We start from the raw sequence: 16,133 nt of genomic DNA, 5'->3' as shown, positions 1-16,133 counted from the left end.
AGCGTCCCGCCCAATGGCAGCCGACCCGCGCCGCCGGCCGCTTGCCGGTGCACGATTTGCGCTCGAGGTTCACGGCGTCCCGACCGGGCCTCCGGCCGTCGGCCTGAAGGAGCACCTGGCACGAAGCGGCGCCCACGTGCGGTGCCTCTACCACCCGCTCGGCCCGGAGGAGGCAGGGCAGCACGTCTTCGAGGACTGGCGCGACGGGTGCGTCCGGCGGCGGATCGTACGCCTGCCGTCACGGCCTCCGTTGACGTATCCGTTCGACCCGCTGGTTCCTTTCGGCCGCGAGCCCGTCGACGTGTGGTTTGGCTTCGACACCATCTCCACGGCGCGTGGGCTGGCGCGCCGGTCGCGCAGCCGCGCCGGCCAGGTCGTCCACTGGGCGGTCGACTTCGTGCCGGATCGGTTCGGCCCGTCGAGCCCGCTCACGCGCGCCTACGACGCGCTCGACGGGTTCTGCTGCCGGCGAGCGGATCTCCGCGTCGAGGTCTCGCAGGCCGCCCTCAACGCGCGCACCGAACGGCTCGGCCTCGGCGCTGCGGCTGCGCCGGCCCTATCGGTGCCGATCGGCCTGTGGGCCGACGAGGCGCGTCGGACGACGGAGACCGCGCATGAGCATCATCGCGCGATCTTCATCGGCCACTTGGTCGAGCGGATGGGCGTCGCGACGGCGATCCGCTCGATCGCCACCCTGCGCCAACGCGGCGCCGAGCTCCCGCTCGACATCGTAGGCCGGGGCCCGGAGCGTGAAGCCCTCGAACTCCTCGCCCGGGAGCTCGGGGTCGGTGACCTCGTCGTGTTACACGGCTTCCGTGTCGGCCCGGAGCTCGAGGAACGATTGGCGGACGCGAGCATCGCGCTTGCGCCCTATCAGGACGACGGTCGGTCGTTCACGCAGTTCGCGGACCCGTCCAAGCTGAAGGCCTACCTCGCAGCGGGGCTGCCCATCGTCCTCACGCCCGTGCCGCCCAACGCGGACGAGCTGGCGCAGGCCGGGGCCGCAGATGTCGTCGCCGACGACCCGACGGCCTTCGCGGATGCGATGGCCCGTCTGCTCGCCGATCGGACTCTATGGCTCGACCGGCGGCGTGCCGCGTTGGAGCATGCGCGCTCCTACGACTGGTCGGCGGTGGTCGCGCCCGTTCTCGAGCGCCTCGGGTTCGCCGCGCATTAGACCGGCTCGCCTGCCCGGCCCTCGATGGCCGGGTCGTCGGGCAGCAGCGCCTGGAAGACGGCCAGGTTGGACGCCGGCACTGTCGGCAGGTCGGCGACGGGACCGTCGCCCACGTTGACCCGCGCGCGCTGGAGAGCTGCGTATTGCCGCACGTACCAGTGGCGGAGGCGGACGCGGTAGGCGATCGCCAGCGTGTCCATGAACATGCGCCGCACGGCCTCGGAGTCAATGCCGGTGCCGGCGAAGCGGTAATCCAGCTGGATCGGAACCTCCTCTACCCGATCGAAGCCGAAGAGGGAGGCGACGGCAAGGACCTCCAGGTCGAAGGCGTAGCGCTTGATCAGCAGCAGCGGGATGACGGTGTCCAGCACCTCACGCCGGAAGAGCTTCGCCCCGGTCTGGGTATCGCGGACGTCCACGCGCAGCGCCGCGCGCACCAGCATCTGGAACCCGAGCGAGAGCACCCGCCGAACGGCGGGGTACTCCACCTGGGAGTCGGCATGGCGCTTGGAGCCGACGACCGCGTCGATCTCGTGCTCCTGGAGCAGGTGCGCGGCCGCCACGATGACGCTGGGGTGGACGTCGAGGTCGGCGTCCAGCCATCCGACCAGCCGCCCGCGGGCATGGGCAACCCCTACGCACAGCGCGAAGCCCTTGCCCTGGTTCTCGCCGTACTCGATGGCCGACACCCGCGGATCGCCGAGGCCCCGCACGCGCGCCGTCGTGTCGTCGATCGCGCCGTCCACCACGACGATGACCTCGAACGGTCGGCCCAGCTCCTCGAGCACGCTGTTGACCGTGCGGACGTTCTCCTCGATGAACGCTGCTGCGCGGTAGGCAGGCAGGACCAGCGAGAGATGTGGCGCTTCGGTCACGCTGCAGGTCGTTGCAGACAGAACATGCCGCACGCGTACCGTTGCCCCACCAGGTCTGCGGGGTTCATGTGCTCTCCGAAGCGCCCCTCGTCGTCCACCCCGGCGAAGGACGCGAGCTCGAGCTCGTCGAACCAGGTCAGCACCTCGAGGGGGTCATGCACACGGTGGGCGTTGAAGCACACCCGCGGCGCCCCGACCGGCCCCGAGAAGAGCAGCTGTCCGCCCGGGGCCAGAACGCGCTGCAGCTCCGCCGCGGCCTTGCGGCTGCCCTGGGGGTCCAGCGGGTCGCCGTAGCGTCCCAGCCCGATGTGCTCGGCCACGTGCAGACAGGACACCGATGGCAGCGCCTGATCGGCGAAGGGCATAGCCAGGACGCTGCCGGGGGTGCTCTCCAGGTCCGGGATGTGGGCTTCCAACGGCCGGATGTCGACGAAGGTGACCGGGCAGAGCGCTGTGAGGAACCCGACGAGGTCCACACGCGACCCGACATCGACGTGTCGCGGCGGCGCATGCTCGGCGACGCGACGCGCGGCCCAGACGTCCTGGTGGAAGTAGTGGGCGTCGAACGGGGAGACCGACAGACGGTCCCAGAGCTGCGGGTGCGCGTCGCGAAGCCGGAGGGGCTCGGCGCCGGGCAGACTGCGATATTCGCGCCAGCTCGAGACGTAGTGGCGCATGACACCCGGGAACGCGGCGGCGTTGAGGACCTTCACTCCCAGCTGGGAGACGACGGGTGGGAGCTGGCGCCCCAGCTGCTGCATCTGGGCTCGCGAGGCCATCAGGCGGTCACGCCGAGCCGTGCCCAGCGCGTGGCACGTACCAACGGGTGGAACAGGATCTCGTTGATCAGGAGCACCAGCCAAACCGTAACGGCCTGCGCGGTTGCGACCTGTGTCGGTGACCTGTGGTACAGCAGGATGGCGACGACCTGGAGACCCATGCCTCCCACGAGCAGCAGGACCCACCGGCGGTCGTTGATCGCGACGGTGTAGACGACGAGGAGGTACAGCAGCGCGAGCCCCAGCCCGGCCAGCGCGATCGGGATCACGCCGCCGCTGGCCTGGGAGTAGCCGCTGCCGAACATCGTCTCGATGATGAAGCGTGGGGCGATGATCGCCGGCAACGCCACCAGGGCCGTGGCGCCGAGGACGGCCATGGCCGAGACGCGCAGGACGCGCCGCGCAGAGCCGGCGCTCGCCCGGGCCTTCGCTGCACTGGGCACCATCAGCAGAGCGACCGCGCCAGGAAGGAAGACGACGATCTTCTCGATGGTGGCCAGGGCGGCGTACTCGCCGGAGCTGTGACCGTCGAGCACCAGCTTGGCGAGGATCACGTCGAAGTTCGACAGGAACGCAAAGCCCATGAACGCGCCACCGGCGGCGACGGTCTTGGTGTCCATCCGGCGACGGATACCGGCCCGGGCCGCGCCCGTGCCCGCTGGTGCCCGCTGATGACGCACGATCCACCAGACCGCCAGCACGGCGGTGAGATTCCCGACGGCCATGCCGAGGAAGGCTCCGCCAGGGCCGTGGCCGAAGTTGCTGAGCGCCCAGGGGACGCCGAAGATGATGCGTGAGATCGCGATCCACAGCATCACCAGACCGAGCGCGACGTACCGCTCCAGGCCCTGCAGGATCCCGAACGCCACCGGGGTGAAGAACGAGAGGATGAGCATCGGCGCGAGCGCGATCGCCGAACCGGTGGATTGGAGGCCCATCAGGTCGGTGATGAGCGGGATCGTCGCGATGTAGACCAGGCCTAGGACCGTCGCGTACAACAGGACGTGGGCGGCCGCATGCCGGATCAGGTAGGCGATCGTCCTGGTGTCGCCGAGCGCGCTGTATGCGGCCAGGCGGTCGGCCACGACGGTCTGCGCCGCACCGCTCGGCACGGCTGCGATGACGGTCAGCGCGATGAGCGCCGTGAAGTCGCCGTAGCCGGCGGGGGTCAGGATCCGGCTGAAGACGAGGTTCGATCCGTAGTTGACAACGCTCGCCAGGAGCGTGAGCGTCATCATCGCCAGCGTCGCTCCGACGGAGACGCCGAGAATTCGCCGGCCGCCCGGCGACTCGGCCGCGCGCGCATCGATCGGTGCGCCGTCCGCATGTTGCGAGAGATCTGTGCTCACGAGTCATCTACCGTAACGGCCGGGTCGTGCGCCAGTTGCGTCGCCGCCCTCGGAAGGGGAGGCGATATGTTCCGGGATCTGTGTCGATCGCGATCGTGACCGGTTCCGGCGGCCTCATCGGCAGTGAGTCCGCCCGCTATTTCACCGAGCAGGGCTATGACGTCGTGGGGGTCGACAACGACCTGCGGGCGTACTTCTTCGGTGAGGAGGCCTCGACTCGCCCGACGTCGTTGCGTCTCACCGCCGAGCTGGGCGAGGGCTTCCGCGCCGTCGACCTCGACATCCGCGACCGCGACGGTGTGGAGCGGTTGTTCGCGGAGTACGGCGGGCGGATCGAGCTCGTCGTCCACTGTGCCGCCCAGCCCTCCCATGATTGGGCGGCCCGCGAGCCCCACACCGACTTCGGCGTCAACGCCGTCGGCACGCTCAACCTGCTCGACGCGGCGCGGCGCGCGTGCCCGGCGGCCACGTTCATCTTCTGCTCGACCAACAAGGTCTACGGCGATCGCCCGAACCTCCTGCCGCTCGTCGAGCTCGAACGTCGCTGGGAGCTGCCCGAGGACCATGAGTTCTTCGGCGGCATCCCGACGTCTATGAGCATCGATCAGTCGACACACTCGGTCTTCGGTGCCTCCAAGGTGGCCGCCGATGTACTCGTGCAGGAGTATGGCCGCTACTTCGGCATGCCCACCGTCTGCTTCCGTGGGGGGTGTCTCACCGGCCCGCAGCACGCGGGCGCGCAGCTGCACGGCTTCCTGGCCTACCTCATGCGCTGCACCGTCACGGAGCAGCCGTACACCATCTTCGGGTACAAGGGCAAGCAGGTACGGGACAACATCCACGCGCACGACGTCGTCCGCGCGTTCCATGCGTTTCACCGAGCTCCGCGGCCCGCCGCCGTCTACAACCTGGGTGGAGGCCGCGAGTCCAACGTGTCGGTGCTCGAGGCCATCGACCTGTGTCAGCGCATCAGCGGGCGCGAGCTCGCCTACGCGCTCAGCGACCAGGCGCGCGTTGGTGATCACCAGTGGTACGTCTCGGATCTCGACGATTTCCGGGCGGACTATCCCGAATGGCGCCTGACATTCGGAATCGAAGATGTCCTCCGTGACATCCATGCGTCCAACGCCGAGGCGTGGACGTCAGCGGCTCAGCTCAGGTGAGGGGGCGCTCGCGGATCGCGAGCCGACACCTCGAGGTCATGCACGGGCTGGAGGAGGCGCCGCCGTCGAGGCGAGTTTCGATGGCCTGAAGGGCACGAGCGGTACCGTATCCGGCCGCCCGCCGGCGCGAACCCTCCCGGCCGAATCCACACACAGCTGCCGGGGATGCGAGGCGTCCAAGAGCAGAGGAGGCCCCGTGAGCAACGTCCACACCGAGTCCCATCATCAGGTCGCGACCAACGAGCGGCTGCTGGAGCGCCACGAGATCGTCCTGAGCGCGTACCCCGCACCGCACGAGCGCTGGTGCACGTCGCTCGACCTCGACCACGAGGAGCTGGGGTCCGCAGGGCACGGCTTCGAGCTGATCGTCAGCCGCCCGACCACGCATCGGGACCCTGACACGGTGTCTCCTCTGTGTCCGCCATCGGCATGAGGCTCCTCATGCTGAGTTGGCGCTCGCCCGGGCATCCTCAGGGCGGCGGCGCGGAGAACCTGACGCAGGAGGTGCTACGGCGTCTGGTCGCCAACGGACACCAGGTGACCTGGTTCTCGGCGATGTGGCCCGGGGCCGTGTCGCGTGAGTCGATCGACGGTGTGCAGATGGTCCGTCAGGGAGCACAGTGGTCGGTCCACCTGCGTGCCTGGAACTGGCTGCGCACGAGGCGCAACGACTTCGACGTCGTGGTGGACCAGATCAACACCATCCCGTTCTTCACGCCGCTGTACCTGCCGGCCGAGCAGCGACGGATGTTGATCTTCCAGACCGCCCGCGAGTTCTGGTGGCGCCAGACGCCCGGCCTGTTCAAGGTCGTCGCGCCGGTGGGCTACCTGGCCGAACCGCGGTACCTCAAGCTGTATCGCCGCACCAGGGCGATCACGATCTCACGGTCCACCCGCGACGAGCTCGTGGGGCTGGGGCTATCCGCTGATGCGATCAGCATCATCCCGATGGCCAACACCTTCTCTTCGCTGGAGACGCTCGATCCGAAGCCCGGTCCGTTCCGGGTCATCGTGGTCGGTCGGCTCGAGCCGGCCAAGCACGTAGAGGATGCGGTGCGGGCATTCGCGGTTCTGCAGCGGCGCGAGCCCACCGCGCGACTCGATGTGGTCGGCACCGGCGCGCCGGCCTATCGCGAGCGCCTCGAGGCCGAGGTGATGCGGCTGGGACTGCGCGATGTGACCTTCCACGGGCGCGTCGAGGAGGCGCGCAAGCACGAGCTCATGGCTGCCGCCCATGTCCACGTGTTCTGTTCCCGGCGGGAGGGCTGGGGCCTGACCGTAACCGAGGCCGCCGGGCTGGGCACGCCGTCGATCGGATACGACGTGCCCGGCGTGCGGGACTCGATCGGCGACGAGCGGATGCTGGCGGCGCGAGGTGACGTGCACGCCTTGGCCGAGCGTCTCGTCGCGTTGCGGGACGCCCCGGCGTCCTATGAGGTGTTCCGGAGAGAGGCCTGGGAACGGACACGAGCCCTGTCCTACGAGGCCACCACGGATGCGTTCCTCCAGGCGCTCGATGTCTGAGACGTGGCCCATGGTCAGCGTCGTGATGCCGACGCTGAACGCCGAACGCCATCTCGAGGAGTGCCTGACCGCCCTGCGCGACCAGCACTACCCGGGCGAAGTCGAGCTGATCGTCCCCGACGCCGGCTCGACCGATCGCACGCTGGAGATCGTCAGCGCCTTCCGGGGCCGTGTGGTCCCCAATCCCTTGAAGTCAGGCGAGGCCGGCAAGGCGGTCGGCGTCGCCGCTGCTCGGGGCGACCTCGTGCTCCTGTTGGACTCCGACAACGTGCTGGTCGGCAGGGACTGGCTGGCTCGCATGGTCGTCCCGTTCGTCGAGGACCCCGACGTCTTCTGCGCCGAGCCGGCCCGCTTCGCCTATCGGAGCTCCGACCATTTCATCAACCGCTGGCACGCACTGCTCGGGGCAGGCGACCCGCTCACGCTCTACACGGGCAACTATGCGCGCGACTCGCGGCTGACGGGTCGCTGGACCGACTATCCGCACCGGGCCGAGCCCCGCAACGGTTGGCAGCGCGTCGAGCTTGATCCCCGCTGGGTCCCTGTCCTGGGCGCGAACGGGTTCATGATCCGCCGTGCGGCGTACGACATTGTGCCGGTGGGCGACTATCTCTTCGACCTCGACTACGTCCATGATCTGGTACAGGCCGGCCGGCGGATCATGGCCCGGCCCGATGTGGGTGTCGTCCACCTGTTCTGCGACAGCGCGGCGCGCTACCGGACGAAGACGCGACGACGGGTCGACGACTTCTTCTACTTCGAGCGCGAGGGCGACCGTTCCTACCCGTGGACGGGGAAACGCCGAACGCGCGGGATGGTTGACTTCGCGGTGTCGACGGCGCTCGTGGTCCCGATCGTGAGCGACGCGGTGCGCGGGCACCGTCAGGCTCCCGATGCGGCGGCGTGGGCCTGGCACGTCGCGGCGTGCTGGATCACGCTGGCCGTCTACGCCACAGGGGTCATCAGGGGGCGGCTGAAGCCGCGGATGCTCGACCGAGAGGGCTGGAGGCAGTAGTCGTGACCGTGAGCGCGTGATGACGGCGTGGATCTGCAGCGGCGCTTCGCCCTCGGACACCGCCACGCTGCGCTGCGGCCGGGGCACGCCGGGTGACCGCTTCATCGAGCGCTTGCTGCAGCCCCCGGTGGGGCTTTCGGCGAGTTGGGGGAGCGCGCCGACCTTGGACCTCGACACGATCGGTGTCATGGACCGCCGACGGCCGCTCGGGCGAGCCCGGCGCTCGCTGTGCGTGGACCGCAGGCTCGCAGGGCAGAAACCGGGGACGACTTCCCCCCACGACCAAGGAGACGCATCACATGCCTTCGAAGGGCACCGCGCAGTGGAAGGGCGACCTGAAGGGCGGTAGCGGCACGTTCGTCGCCGGCGACAGCATCAAGGGCGACTACTCGTTCAAGTCGCGCTTCGAGGACGGTCCCGGCGCCAACCCCGAGCAGCTCATCGGCGCCGCGCACGCCGCCTGCTTCTCCATGGCCCTGTCGAACATGCTGGCCGAGGCCGGCACGCCGCCGGACTCCGTGGACACCGAGGCCGTGGTGACCCTGCAGCTCGTCGACGGCGCGCCGACGATCACGAAGATTGCGCTGACGACGGTCGGGCGCGTGCCCGGCCTCGACGAGGCGGGCTTCGCCGAGCACGCCAAGGCCGCCAAGGAGGGCTGCCCGGTCAGCAAGGCGCTGGCGGGCGTGCCCGAGATCACGCTGGACGCGTCGCTGGCGGGCTGAGCCCGCCGTGCGTTGCCGCCCCGGCCTCAGGCCGGGGCGGGCACCGCGCCGATCTGGACCAGCAGGCCGAGCATGTCGGCCTGGGAGTGGCGCTCGACCACCCGTCCGCCGTCGAAGTGCAGGACCGTGATGCCGTCCAGGGCGATCGCGGTCCCCGTCGCCGGCACGCCCATGAACTCCCCGACATGGCGGCCGGACATCGTGAAGCGCACGCTGCAGGCGTCGCCGTCCCAGAGCGTCTCGTGGAAGACGAGCGTCGGGGCGTCGAACGCGCTGAAGATGGCCTCGTAGAACGCCCGGACCTCGGTGCGGTCCAGGGGCTGGGGCGCATACCCGTAGAGGGCGATGCGCTCGTCGTAGAGCTCGAGGTAGCCGTCGAGGTCGCCGGCGTTCCAGCGGTCCACGGCCTGGGTCAGCATGGCCTGCGGGCTCGGCATGGCAGCGTCTCCTGTCGTCGGAGCGCCTCCCGTGCGCAGTCTCGCGGCAGGACGCCGCGCAGATCAAGACCTACAGGGTCCGTCCCTCAGCGCACGCCGACGAGGTCCACGACGAAGACGAGCGTCTCGTCGGGACCGATGACCCCGCCCGCGCCGCGCTTGCCGTAGGCCAGCTGCGGCGGGATCGTGATGCGGCGGCGGCCGCCGACCTTCATGCCGGCCACGCCCTGGTCCCAGCCCGGGATGACCTGGCCCTTGCCGAGGCCGAACTTGAAGGTGTCGCCGCGGTCCCAGGAGGCGTCGAACTGCTTGCCCGTCGCCCACGACACGCCGACGTAGTGGACCTCGACGATCTTGCCGGCGACGGCCTCGTCGCCGTCTCCGACCGTGATGTCGTCGAGCTCGAGCTGGTAGGACGGCGGCTGGTCGGACGGGACGTCGACCTGGGGCTTCTCGGGACTGGCCATGGCGGGAACCGTAGCGATGGCGCCCCGGACCCGGCGCCCGCCCTCAGCCCGCGTACCGGAACGGCAGCTCGTCGGCGATCTCGGCCAGCGCGGGCGCGTCGCGATCGCGCTGGGACACCTGGAGCTCGCCGGCGGGCATAGGCCAGGCGACGCCCAGCGCGGGGTCGTCGAAGGCGATCTCGCGCTCGGTGGCCGGGTCGTAGTAGGCGTCGAGCTTGTACACCACGTCGGCGACCTCGGACACCACGCAGAAGCCGTGGGCGAAGCCCGGCGGCGCGTAGAGGATCCGCAGGTTCTCGTCGGTCAGCGTGTAGCCCTCCCACGCGCCGTAGCTCGGCGAGCCGCGGCGCAGGTCGACGAGCACGTCGTAGACCTCGCCGCGGGCGCAGCGCACGAGCTTGCCCGCGCCGCGCCCGACGGTGAAGTGCAGGCCCCGCAGGACACCACGCGCCGACCGGGAGTGGTTGTCCTGCACCATCTCCTCCTGGATGCCCAGGGCCATGAGGTCGCTGCGGCGGTAGGTCTCCACGAAGAAGCCGCGGTCGTCGCCGAAGACCCTGGGCTGCAGGAGCCTGGGGCCGTCGAGGGTCACGTCGATGAGCTCGAAGGGCACGGGCGGGGACGCTACCGGTGCGCGGGGCCCCTAGCGGCGACCCTTCTTCTTCATGTTGAACGTGACCTCCCAGCTCCAGGTCACCTTCTTCTCGCCGGTGCGCAGCGTGTAGGAGCCCGTCGGCGGTGCGACCGAGGCGTGCCAGCTCTTCGTCCCGCGGACGGTGAACGACCGGGCCTTGAGGAACCGCGTCTGCGAGGTCGCCAGCTCGACGTCACCCAGCGACGGCGCGTCCCCGCCGTCCCACTCCAGGCCGGTGTTCGGGCCGTCGGGGCAGTCGTCGCGCATGGTGTCGGCCGAGGCGCTCGGCGCCAGCACGTTGCGCCGCGTGAAGTACAGGTTGAAGTCCACCGTCAGCGGCCGGTTGCCGCACCCCTGGGCGGGGCTGACCTCGGGCGGGTTGGCCGCGGCCCACTCGCCCCCGTGGACGGTGGACAGCTCGCCGGTGCGCAGGTAGGGACCCGTCGCCTGCGCGCCCTCGCCGGTGCCGACGTTGATCTGCGGCGGGCGGCCGTTGAAGCCGCGCATGACCAGCCAGCGCGTCGGCTTGGACTTCAGCGCGATGTGCGCCGCGCCCGAGCCCTTGGTCTCCACGGTGCACTGCCCGGGCAGGCACGCGATCGAAGACTGCTCGTCGAAGCTCCAGGTCTCGTCCATCGTGGCGCGCACGACGACGTCGTAGGTGGCCTCGGCCAGCGGGCGATGGGCGGTCCGGGCCTGGGCGGAGGTCGCGGTGGCCGCGCCGCCGGCGGCGAGCAGGGCGAGCGCGGCGGCGGCGGAGCGGGCGGGGAGGGAGGGGTGCAGGGGCATGGGCGCCATCCTGCGGTGCGGCCCCTGCCCCCGCATCAGGGGATCCCCTGGGGCGGGCGCGGCGTAGGGTTGCCCGTACATGACCGCGACGGCGCGCCGCCTCCGCTTCGTCCTCGGCCGCGCCTACGCCGCGCTGTGGCGCGCGGCCGAGGGCGCCCTGGCCCGCGCGGCGCCCGGGTCGGTGCGCCATGAGCGGGAACGGCCGCGGCTGCCCGCGGCGCCCGTGCACCGCCGCTACGGCCTGCGCGTCGGGCGTCCCGTCGACCGCTTCTACATCGAGCGCTTCCTCCAGGGGCGCTCCGGCGACGTCCGCGGGCGCGTCCTCGAGGTCCTCGACGCGACCTACACCCGCCGCTTCGGCGGGACCGCAGTCACGCGGTCCGACGTCCTGGACCTCGACCCGGCCAACGCGGCGGCGACGATCCGCGCCGACCTCGAGACAGGCGAGGGCGTGCCGCGCGGCGCCTACGACTGCTTCGTGCTGACCCAGACGATCTCCATCACCTACGACCTGCGCGGCGCCCTGGACACCGCCCACGCCGCGCTGGCCCCGGGCGGCGTGCTGTTGCTCACCGTGCCGGGCATCTCCCACCAGGCCGAGCCCGACGGCGAGACGTTCCCCGACCACTGGCGCTTCACGTGGCGCGCGGTGGCGCGCCTGCTCGGCGAGCGCTTCGGGGCAGAGCACGTCGAGGTCTCCGCCCAGGGCACGGTCGCCGCCTGCGCGGCGTTCCTGTACGGGATCCCGGCCGCCGAGCTGGACCCCGCGCTGCTGGACCCCCACGACCCCGACTACGAGATGGTGATCTGCGCGCGGGCGGTCAGGACCTAGCGACGACCTTGTCGCCGACGTGCAGCGTGCCGCCGGCGACGATGTCGGCGCGCAGCCCGCCGCGGTGCACGAGCGGGCGCAGGACGCCGCCCGCGTTGAGGCGCTCGAGGTGCGCGCACGGCTCGCAGAGCCGGCTGCCGCGGCAGACGACCTCGCCGATGGCGAACGCGTGGCCGACCATCGCGTTGAGGTCGGCCCCGCGCACGACGACGTTGCGGCGGTGGTCGACCGGCGCGCCGCGCGCGGCGCCCAGCTCGTCGAGCACGTCGGCGTCGACGAGCGTCAGCGCACTGCCCGGGCGCCCCGAGGCGAACGTGCCCGAGCCCTCGGCGTAGCGGTCGCCCTCCAGCCCCCGGCCGGGCACGGCCAGCGCCCGGCCCACCTCGTGGGCCGGGGCCTCGGCCGCGGGGGCGAGCATGATCGCCTCCACCACGCCCGGCGGCAGCTCACCGGCGGGGCGCGGCGGCCATGCGGCGATGTCCAGCGGCGCGACGAGCGCGCCGTCCAGGATCGTGCCGGCCGTGGTCCCCGCGGGGTCCCAGATCACGCCCGAGGGCACGCCGAACATGACGACGTGGCGGGGCTCGCCCGTCACGCCGTCGGGACGCCGGGCGATCCACGGCCCGGCCCACGCGAACGACGCCGCCCCCGCGATCGGCACCAGCCCCAGCCCGCGGCCCGCGAGCCACGCGTGCAGCGGCTCGGGGTCCAGCGGGATCTCGGAGACCGGGGCGCCCACGATCTGCGCCAGGCACGAGGCCAGCGTCGACCGCTCGGTGTGGCGCCCGCCGGTCAAGGCCTACAGGACGCCCTTCTCCGCGTCGCCGCCCGGCAGTGCCCTCGTGATGACGACGTCGGGCGCGGCCGCGGCGATGGGGGCGAACTTCGCGCCCATGGCCTTGATGTGCGGCGCCCTGCGGTGGGTGCCCAGGGCCTCCTCGGAGGCCCAGCGCTCGACGAAGACGAAGCGCGTGGGGTCGGCGACGTCCTGGTGCAGGGCGTAGCCCAGGCATCCGTCCTCGGCGTGGGTCGGGGCCAGGACCTCGGCCAGCACGGCCCGGCCCTCGTCCTCCTTGCCCGGCTGGACCTGGAGGGTGGCGACGACGACGATCTCTGAGCTGGCGGTCATGGCGCCAACCCTACGGCGCGGCGGGCAGCACGCGCTCGGTCCCGAACGCGGCGAGGTCCGCGAGCAGGTCGCCGATGACGCGGGGCCAGACGGCCGACGCGCGGAACTGCCGGGCCTTGTGGTGGCCGCGGATCCGCACCCGGTCGTACATGTCGGGCATCTGGTGCAGCTGGTGGACGCGCAGGTCCAGCTCGTCGGGCCCGTCGACCTCGATGACGTCGATGCCGGGCTCCAGCCCATAGGGCGGCTCGAGCGTCTCGGTGAACACGAGGTGCCCGGCGGCCAGGTGCAGCAGCACGCGGTTCTCGAACGAGTGCACCCAGCGCTCGCCGTGCACGTTGAGGCCCGCGTCGGCGTCGGCGAGCACCTCGCGCAGCTCCTCGCCCATGAGCGCGTGGGCGTAGTGGCGCAGGTCGAACTCGTGCTTGAGCCCGAGCAGCGACTGCTCGCGGTGCATCGTCGAGTACCCGATGAAGATGACCCGTGGCGGGCGGCGCGAGGGCCGCGGCGTGCGGTACAGGCGGTCGTCGACGGGCAGGGGCATCGCGCGCCACAGCGGCAGGAGACCTGCCACGGTCTCCCAGCCGTAGGGGTCGAAGCAGATCACGCGGTCGACGTTGCCGCGGTCGACCTTGCGCAGCTCGGAGAGGTTGTACTCCAGGTTGGGGTGGTTCTCGCGCCCCGGTCTCGGCAGCGGCTCGGTGATGAACCCGAGCACCGGCGCGCGGACGCCGTCGAAGGTCCCCGGCGGCAGGATCTCGGGCCGGAAGGCGACGACGACGTGTGGATCGACGCGGCGCAGGGCGTCCAGCAGCGGGCCGGTCTGCGCTCCGCCGCGGAAGTCGATGAAGGACGGGTGCACGCTGCTGGCGGGCGCCGACATCGAGCACGCCTCGAAGTACGTGCGCTGGCCCACGAACGCCACGCGGATCGGGGCGCCGCGCTCCGGCAGGGGGTACGGCAGGTCGGCGGCGCGCACGCGTTCGTACGATAGGCGACTTGCGCGTCGCGTTCGTGCTCCAGGACCTCCAGCTCTCGGGCGGCGTCGGCGTGGCCGTCGAGCACGCCGCGCAGCTGCGTCGCCACCACGGCATCGACGCGCGGCTGGTCCTCGCCCGGCCCCAGGAGCACCCGCACTGGGGCTACCGCGGGCTCGACCAGGTGCCCGTGCTTGGTCTCGCCGAGGCGCTCGAGCTGGACTGGGACATCGCCGTGGCCACGTGGTGGGAGACGACGTCGGTGCTCTTCCGCCTGCGCGCCCGGCGCCATGCCTACTTCATCCAGCTCCTGGAGGACTCGGCCTACCCGGCCGGCGCACCCGAGCGCCTGGCCGCGGCCATGACCACGGCGCTGCCCGTGCGCTTCATCACCGAGGCCCGCTGGCTCGCCGAGCTGCTCGAGGACTACCAGCCGGGCACGCGCGTGCTCTACGTGCGCAACGGCATCCCCAAGGACGTCTTCGCGATCCCCGACCGCGTGGCGCCGGCGACCGGCGGCGAGCCGCTGCGCGTCGTGCTGGAGGGCGCGCGCGGCTACGTGCAGAAGGGCGTCGACGACGCGCTGGCGGCGGTCGCGGCGATGCGCGAGCCCGCCCACGTCACCTGGGTCTCCCCGCACCCCACCGAGCCGCCGCCCGGGGTCGACACGGTCCTGTCGGGCCTGAGCCACGCCGAGATGGCGCAGCTCTTCGGCGAGCAGCACGTGATCCTCAAGCTCTCCCGCGCCGAGGGCATGTACGGACCGCCGCTGGAGGCCTTCCACCGCGGCGCCACGGTCGTGACCACCCCGGTGACCGGCCACGACGAGTACATCGAGCACGGCGTCAACGGCCTGGTCGTCGGCTGGGACGACATCCACGGCACCGCGCGCACGCTGGACCTGCTGGCACGCGACCGCCGGCTGCTGCACGAGCTGCGCACGGGCGCGCTGCGCACCGCGCGGGCCTGGCCGGACTGGCGGCAGTCCTCCCAGTGGATGGCCCTGGCGCTGCGGCGCGTGCTGGCCGAGCCGATGCCGCCCGTGCGCGGCGCCGGGATGCGCCTGGTCTCGGACTTCGCCTCGGTCACCGCCGAGGGTCAGGCGGCCGCGCGGCGCCTGGAGATCGAGCAGGCCATCCAGGCCAACCTGTTCAGCCAGAAGGCGTGGATCTACGCCGTGCGCGCGCGGCGCGAGCTCGATCGCCTGCGGCAGCTCGGGCGCCGCGTCGGGCGCCCGGTCAAGCGCCTGCTGCGCCGCTGAGCGTCCGGCGGCGGTCCGGGACCTGACGACCGGTCCCGAAGGCGGCGAGATCGGCGAACAGGTCACGCACGAGCGCCGGCCACGCCCGCGAGGCGCGCACCTGCTCGGCCTTCTGGCGGCCGCGGACGCGCACGCGATGGAACGCGTCGGGGAACGCGCGCGCCTCCGTCGCCACCGCGACGAGGTCCTCGGGGTGGCTGACCTCGACGTAGTCGAACCCCGGCTCCAGGCCGTGGGTCGGGCTCAGCGGCTCGGAGATCACGAGGTGCCCGGCGGCCAGGTGCAGGAACACGCGGTTCTCGAAGCTGGGGTAGGGCTCGTTGTGGATGTTGAATGTGATCTGGTGGCGGTCCAGGAGCGTCTCGAGCTCCTCGACCTGGATGCCGAACGCCACGTGCAGGCAGTCGAAGCGGTGCTTGACGTCGATGAGGTAGCGCTCGCGGTGGACCGTCGAACGGCCGACGAACAGCATGCGCGGCGTGCCGTGCACCCGCCGCACGGGCCGGTAGAGGCGGTCGGCGACCGGGATCGGCAGCGAGCGCCAGACCTCCATGAACTCGTCGGCCGTCGGCACGATCATCGGGTCGAACGACACGATGCGGTCGACGTTGGCCGGGTCCAGCCCCGCCATGTCGCGCCGGCGGCCCTCGAGATCCCAGTGCACGGCCTGCGCGCGGCCCGGCCCGGCCTGCCGGGAGATGGGCTCGGTGAGGAAGCCGACGATCGCCGCGGGCAGGTCGGCCAGCAGGCCGGCGGGCACGGTCTCGGGGCGGAAGACGACGACGGCATGCGGCGCGAAGGCGTCGAGCTTGGCGCGCATGAGCCCCGGGTCGCGCCCGGCGCGGTAGTCCACGAACGTGGTGCGCACGCGGGCGGAGTCCTCGTCCAGCGCGCAGGCGCGGAAGTAGGTCTGCTGGCCGACGAAGGCCAGGCGCAGGGGGACGCCCGCCGCCGGCGGGCCGAAGGGGAGGTCGCGCCGGAGGGCCATGGCGGGCCATAC

At 71.7% G+C, this 16,133-nt stretch carries 19 protein-coding genes; 8 read left to right on the top strand and 11 right to left on the bottom strand.

The window, feature by feature from the left end:
- Window positions 1-13: 13 nt before the first annotated feature.
- A complete protein-coding gene (locus tag FSW04_RS00740) occupies window positions 14-1,177 on the top strand; it encodes a glycosyltransferase family 4 protein (protein WP_146915233.1) in 1,164 nt (387 codons plus the stop codon).
- Here the strand turns inward: FSW04_RS00740 and FSW04_RS00735 are convergent.
- The 3 genes from FSW04_RS00735 to FSW04_RS00725 all read right to left on the bottom strand — a co-directional run bounded on the left by FSW04_RS00735 (window position 1,174) and on the right by FSW04_RS00725 (window position 4,180).
- Complete coding sequence (locus FSW04_RS00735; protein WP_187369126.1) at window positions 1,174-2,085, bottom strand: glycosyltransferase family 2 protein; 912 nt, start codon at window positions 2,083-2,085, stop codon at window positions 1,174-1,176. The two genes, FSW04_RS00740 and FSW04_RS00735, sit on opposite strands and share 4 nt — an antisense overlap.
- Window positions 2,049-2,765 (bottom strand): DUF268 domain-containing protein, encoded by a 717-nt coding sequence (locus FSW04_RS00730; RefSeq protein WP_187369125.1) that lies wholly within the window; start codon window positions 2,763-2,765, stop codon window positions 2,049-2,051. Before FSW04_RS00730 ends, FSW04_RS00735 begins: the two co-directional genes overlap by 37 nt.
- A gap of 65 nt (window positions 2,766-2,830) precedes the next feature.
- On the bottom strand, window positions 2,831-4,180 hold the full coding sequence (locus FSW04_RS00725; protein ID WP_146915227.1) for an MATE family efflux transporter: 1,350 nt from the start codon (window positions 4,178-4,180) through the stop codon (window positions 2,831-2,833).
- Between the two features lie 80 nt (window positions 4,181-4,260).
- Here FSW04_RS00725 and FSW04_RS00720 point away from each other — a divergent pair, with 80 nt between their 5' ends.
- The 5 genes from FSW04_RS00720 (at window position 4,261) to FSW04_RS00700 (ending at window position 8,607) form a co-directional block, all read left to right on the top strand.
- Window positions 4,261-5,343 carry an NAD-dependent epimerase/dehydratase family protein gene (locus FSW04_RS00720; RefSeq protein ID WP_146915225.1) on the top strand — a complete coding sequence of 361 codons (1,083 nt, stop codon included), beginning with the start codon at window positions 4,261-4,263 and terminating at the stop codon, window positions 5,341-5,343.
- 196 nt (window positions 5,344-5,539) lie between these two features.
- Entirely contained in the window at window positions 5,540-5,776 is a 237-nt protein-coding gene (locus FSW04_RS00715; protein ID WP_146915223.1) for a hypothetical protein, read from the top strand.
- The gene (locus FSW04_RS00710) at window positions 5,758-6,867 is read left to right on the top strand and encodes a glycosyltransferase family 4 protein (protein WP_146915220.1); all 1,110 of its coding nucleotides are present in this window, start codon (window positions 5,758-5,760) and stop codon (window positions 6,865-6,867) included. Before FSW04_RS00715 ends, FSW04_RS00710 begins: the two co-directional genes overlap by 19 nt.
- Window positions 6,868-6,877: 10 nt before the next feature.
- Window positions 6,878-7,882: a glycosyltransferase gene (locus FSW04_RS00705; RefSeq protein WP_187369124.1), complete on the top strand. Its 1,005-nt coding sequence runs from the start codon at window positions 6,878-6,880 to the stop codon at window positions 7,880-7,882.
- A gap of 299 nt (window positions 7,883-8,181) precedes the next feature.
- Entirely contained in the window at window positions 8,182-8,607 is a 426-nt protein-coding gene (locus FSW04_RS00700) for an OsmC family protein (RefSeq protein ID WP_146915215.1), read from the top strand.
- A 26-nt stretch (window positions 8,608-8,633) separates the two neighbouring features.
- On the opposite strand, the gene FSW04_RS00695 is transcribed toward FSW04_RS00700, so the two are convergent.
- The 4 genes from FSW04_RS00695 to FSW04_RS00680 form a co-directional block, all read right to left on the bottom strand.
- Window positions 8,634-9,044 (bottom strand): ester cyclase, encoded by a 411-nt coding sequence (locus FSW04_RS00695; RefSeq protein ID WP_146915213.1) that lies wholly within the window; start codon window positions 9,042-9,044, stop codon window positions 8,634-8,636.
- Between the two features lie 86 nt (window positions 9,045-9,130).
- Window positions 9,131-9,511 (bottom strand): FKBP-type peptidyl-prolyl cis-trans isomerase, encoded by a 381-nt coding sequence (locus FSW04_RS00690; protein ID WP_146915211.1) that lies wholly within the window; start codon window positions 9,509-9,511, stop codon window positions 9,131-9,133.
- 43 nt (window positions 9,512-9,554) lie between these two features.
- Window positions 9,555-10,124, bottom strand: coding sequence for a dTDP-4-dehydrorhamnose 3,5-epimerase (gene rfbC / locus FSW04_RS00685; protein ID WP_146915209.1), 570 nt, complete (start codon window positions 10,122-10,124; stop codon window positions 9,555-9,557).
- A 30-nt stretch (window positions 10,125-10,154) separates the two neighbouring features.
- Window positions 10,155-10,934, bottom strand: coding sequence for a hypothetical protein (locus FSW04_RS00680; protein WP_146915207.1), 780 nt, complete (start codon window positions 10,932-10,934; stop codon window positions 10,155-10,157).
- Between the two features lie 79 nt (window positions 10,935-11,013).
- Here FSW04_RS00680 and FSW04_RS00675 point away from each other — a divergent pair, with 79 nt between their 5' ends.
- Window positions 11,014-11,766, top strand: a complete 753-nt coding sequence (locus tag FSW04_RS00675) for a class I SAM-dependent methyltransferase (RefSeq protein WP_146915205.1) — start codon at window positions 11,014-11,016, stop codon at window positions 11,764-11,766.
- Here FSW04_RS00675 and FSW04_RS26655 read toward each other — a convergent pair.
- The 3 genes from FSW04_RS26655 to FSW04_RS25480 are packed head-to-tail and all read right to left on the bottom strand — an operon-like array spanning window position 11,756 to window position 13,874.
- Entirely contained in the window at window positions 11,756-12,562 is an 807-nt protein-coding gene (locus FSW04_RS26655; RefSeq protein ID WP_228430769.1) for an MOSC domain-containing protein, read from the bottom strand. The genes FSW04_RS00675 and FSW04_RS26655 overlap by 11 nt on opposite strands.
- Before the next feature lie 3 nt (window positions 12,563-12,565).
- On the bottom strand, window positions 12,566-12,895 hold the full coding sequence (locus FSW04_RS25485) for a putative quinol monooxygenase (protein WP_187369123.1): 330 nt from the start codon (window positions 12,893-12,895) through the stop codon (window positions 12,566-12,568).
- Window positions 12,896-12,905: 10 nt separating this feature from the next.
- A complete protein-coding gene (locus FSW04_RS25480; RefSeq protein WP_187369122.1) occupies window positions 12,906-13,874 on the bottom strand; it encodes a hypothetical protein in 969 nt (322 codons plus the stop codon).
- A 20-nt stretch (window positions 13,875-13,894) separates the two neighbouring features.
- On the opposite strand from FSW04_RS25480, the gene FSW04_RS00660 reads away from it, so the two are divergent.
- Complete coding sequence (locus tag FSW04_RS00660; RefSeq protein ID WP_146915201.1) at window positions 13,895-15,133, top strand: glycosyltransferase; 1,239 nt, start codon at window positions 13,895-13,897, stop codon at window positions 15,131-15,133.
- On the opposite strand, the gene FSW04_RS00655 is transcribed toward FSW04_RS00660, so the two are convergent.
- A complete protein-coding gene (locus FSW04_RS00655) occupies window positions 15,111-16,121 on the bottom strand; it encodes a hypothetical protein (protein ID WP_146915199.1) in 1,011 nt (336 codons plus the stop codon). The two genes, FSW04_RS00660 and FSW04_RS00655, sit on opposite strands and share 23 nt — an antisense overlap.
- Window positions 16,122-16,133: the final 12 nt, after the last annotated feature.

The sequence above is a fragment of the Baekduia soli genome (assembly GCF_007970665.1).
Taxonomy (GTDB): Bacteria; Actinomycetota; Thermoleophilia; order Solirubrobacterales; family Solirubrobacteraceae; genus Baekduia; species Baekduia soli.
Note: the sequence above shows the minus strand (reverse complement) of the source record. Positions and strands in the feature narration are given on the sequence as shown.

Coding starts and splice junctions, on each gene's coding strand:
- FSW04_RS00675 (WP_146915205.1), top strand. CDS start 11,014: ATGACCGCGACGGCGCGCCGCCTCCGCTTCGTCCTCGGCCGCGCCTAC.
- FSW04_RS00705 (WP_187369124.1), top strand. CDS start 6,878: ATGGTCAGCGTCGTGATGCCGACGCTGAACGCCGAACGCCATCTCGAG.
- FSW04_RS00690 (WP_146915211.1), bottom strand. CDS start 9,511: ATGGCCAGTCCCGAGAAGCCCCAGGTCGACGTCCCGTCCGACCAGCCG.
- FSW04_RS00680 (WP_146915207.1), bottom strand. CDS start 10,934: ATGCCCCTGCACCCCTCCCTCCCCGCCCGCTCCGCCGCCGCCGCGCTC.
- FSW04_RS00700 (WP_146915215.1), top strand. CDS start 8,182: ATGCCTTCGAAGGGCACCGCGCAGTGGAAGGGCGACCTGAAGGGCGGT.
- FSW04_RS00655 (WP_146915199.1), bottom strand. CDS start 16,121: ATGGCCCTCCGGCGCGACCTCCCCTTCGGCCCGCCGGCGGCGGGCGTC.
- FSW04_RS00740 (WP_146915233.1), top strand. CDS start 14: ATGGCAGCCGACCCGCGCCGCCGGCCGCTTGCCGGTGCACGATTTGCG.
- FSW04_RS00695 (WP_146915213.1), bottom strand. CDS start 9,044: ATGCCGAGCCCGCAGGCCATGCTGACCCAGGCCGTGGACCGCTGGAAC.
- FSW04_RS25485 (WP_187369123.1), bottom strand. CDS start 12,895: ATGACCGCCAGCTCAGAGATCGTCGTCGTCGCCACCCTCCAGGTCCAG.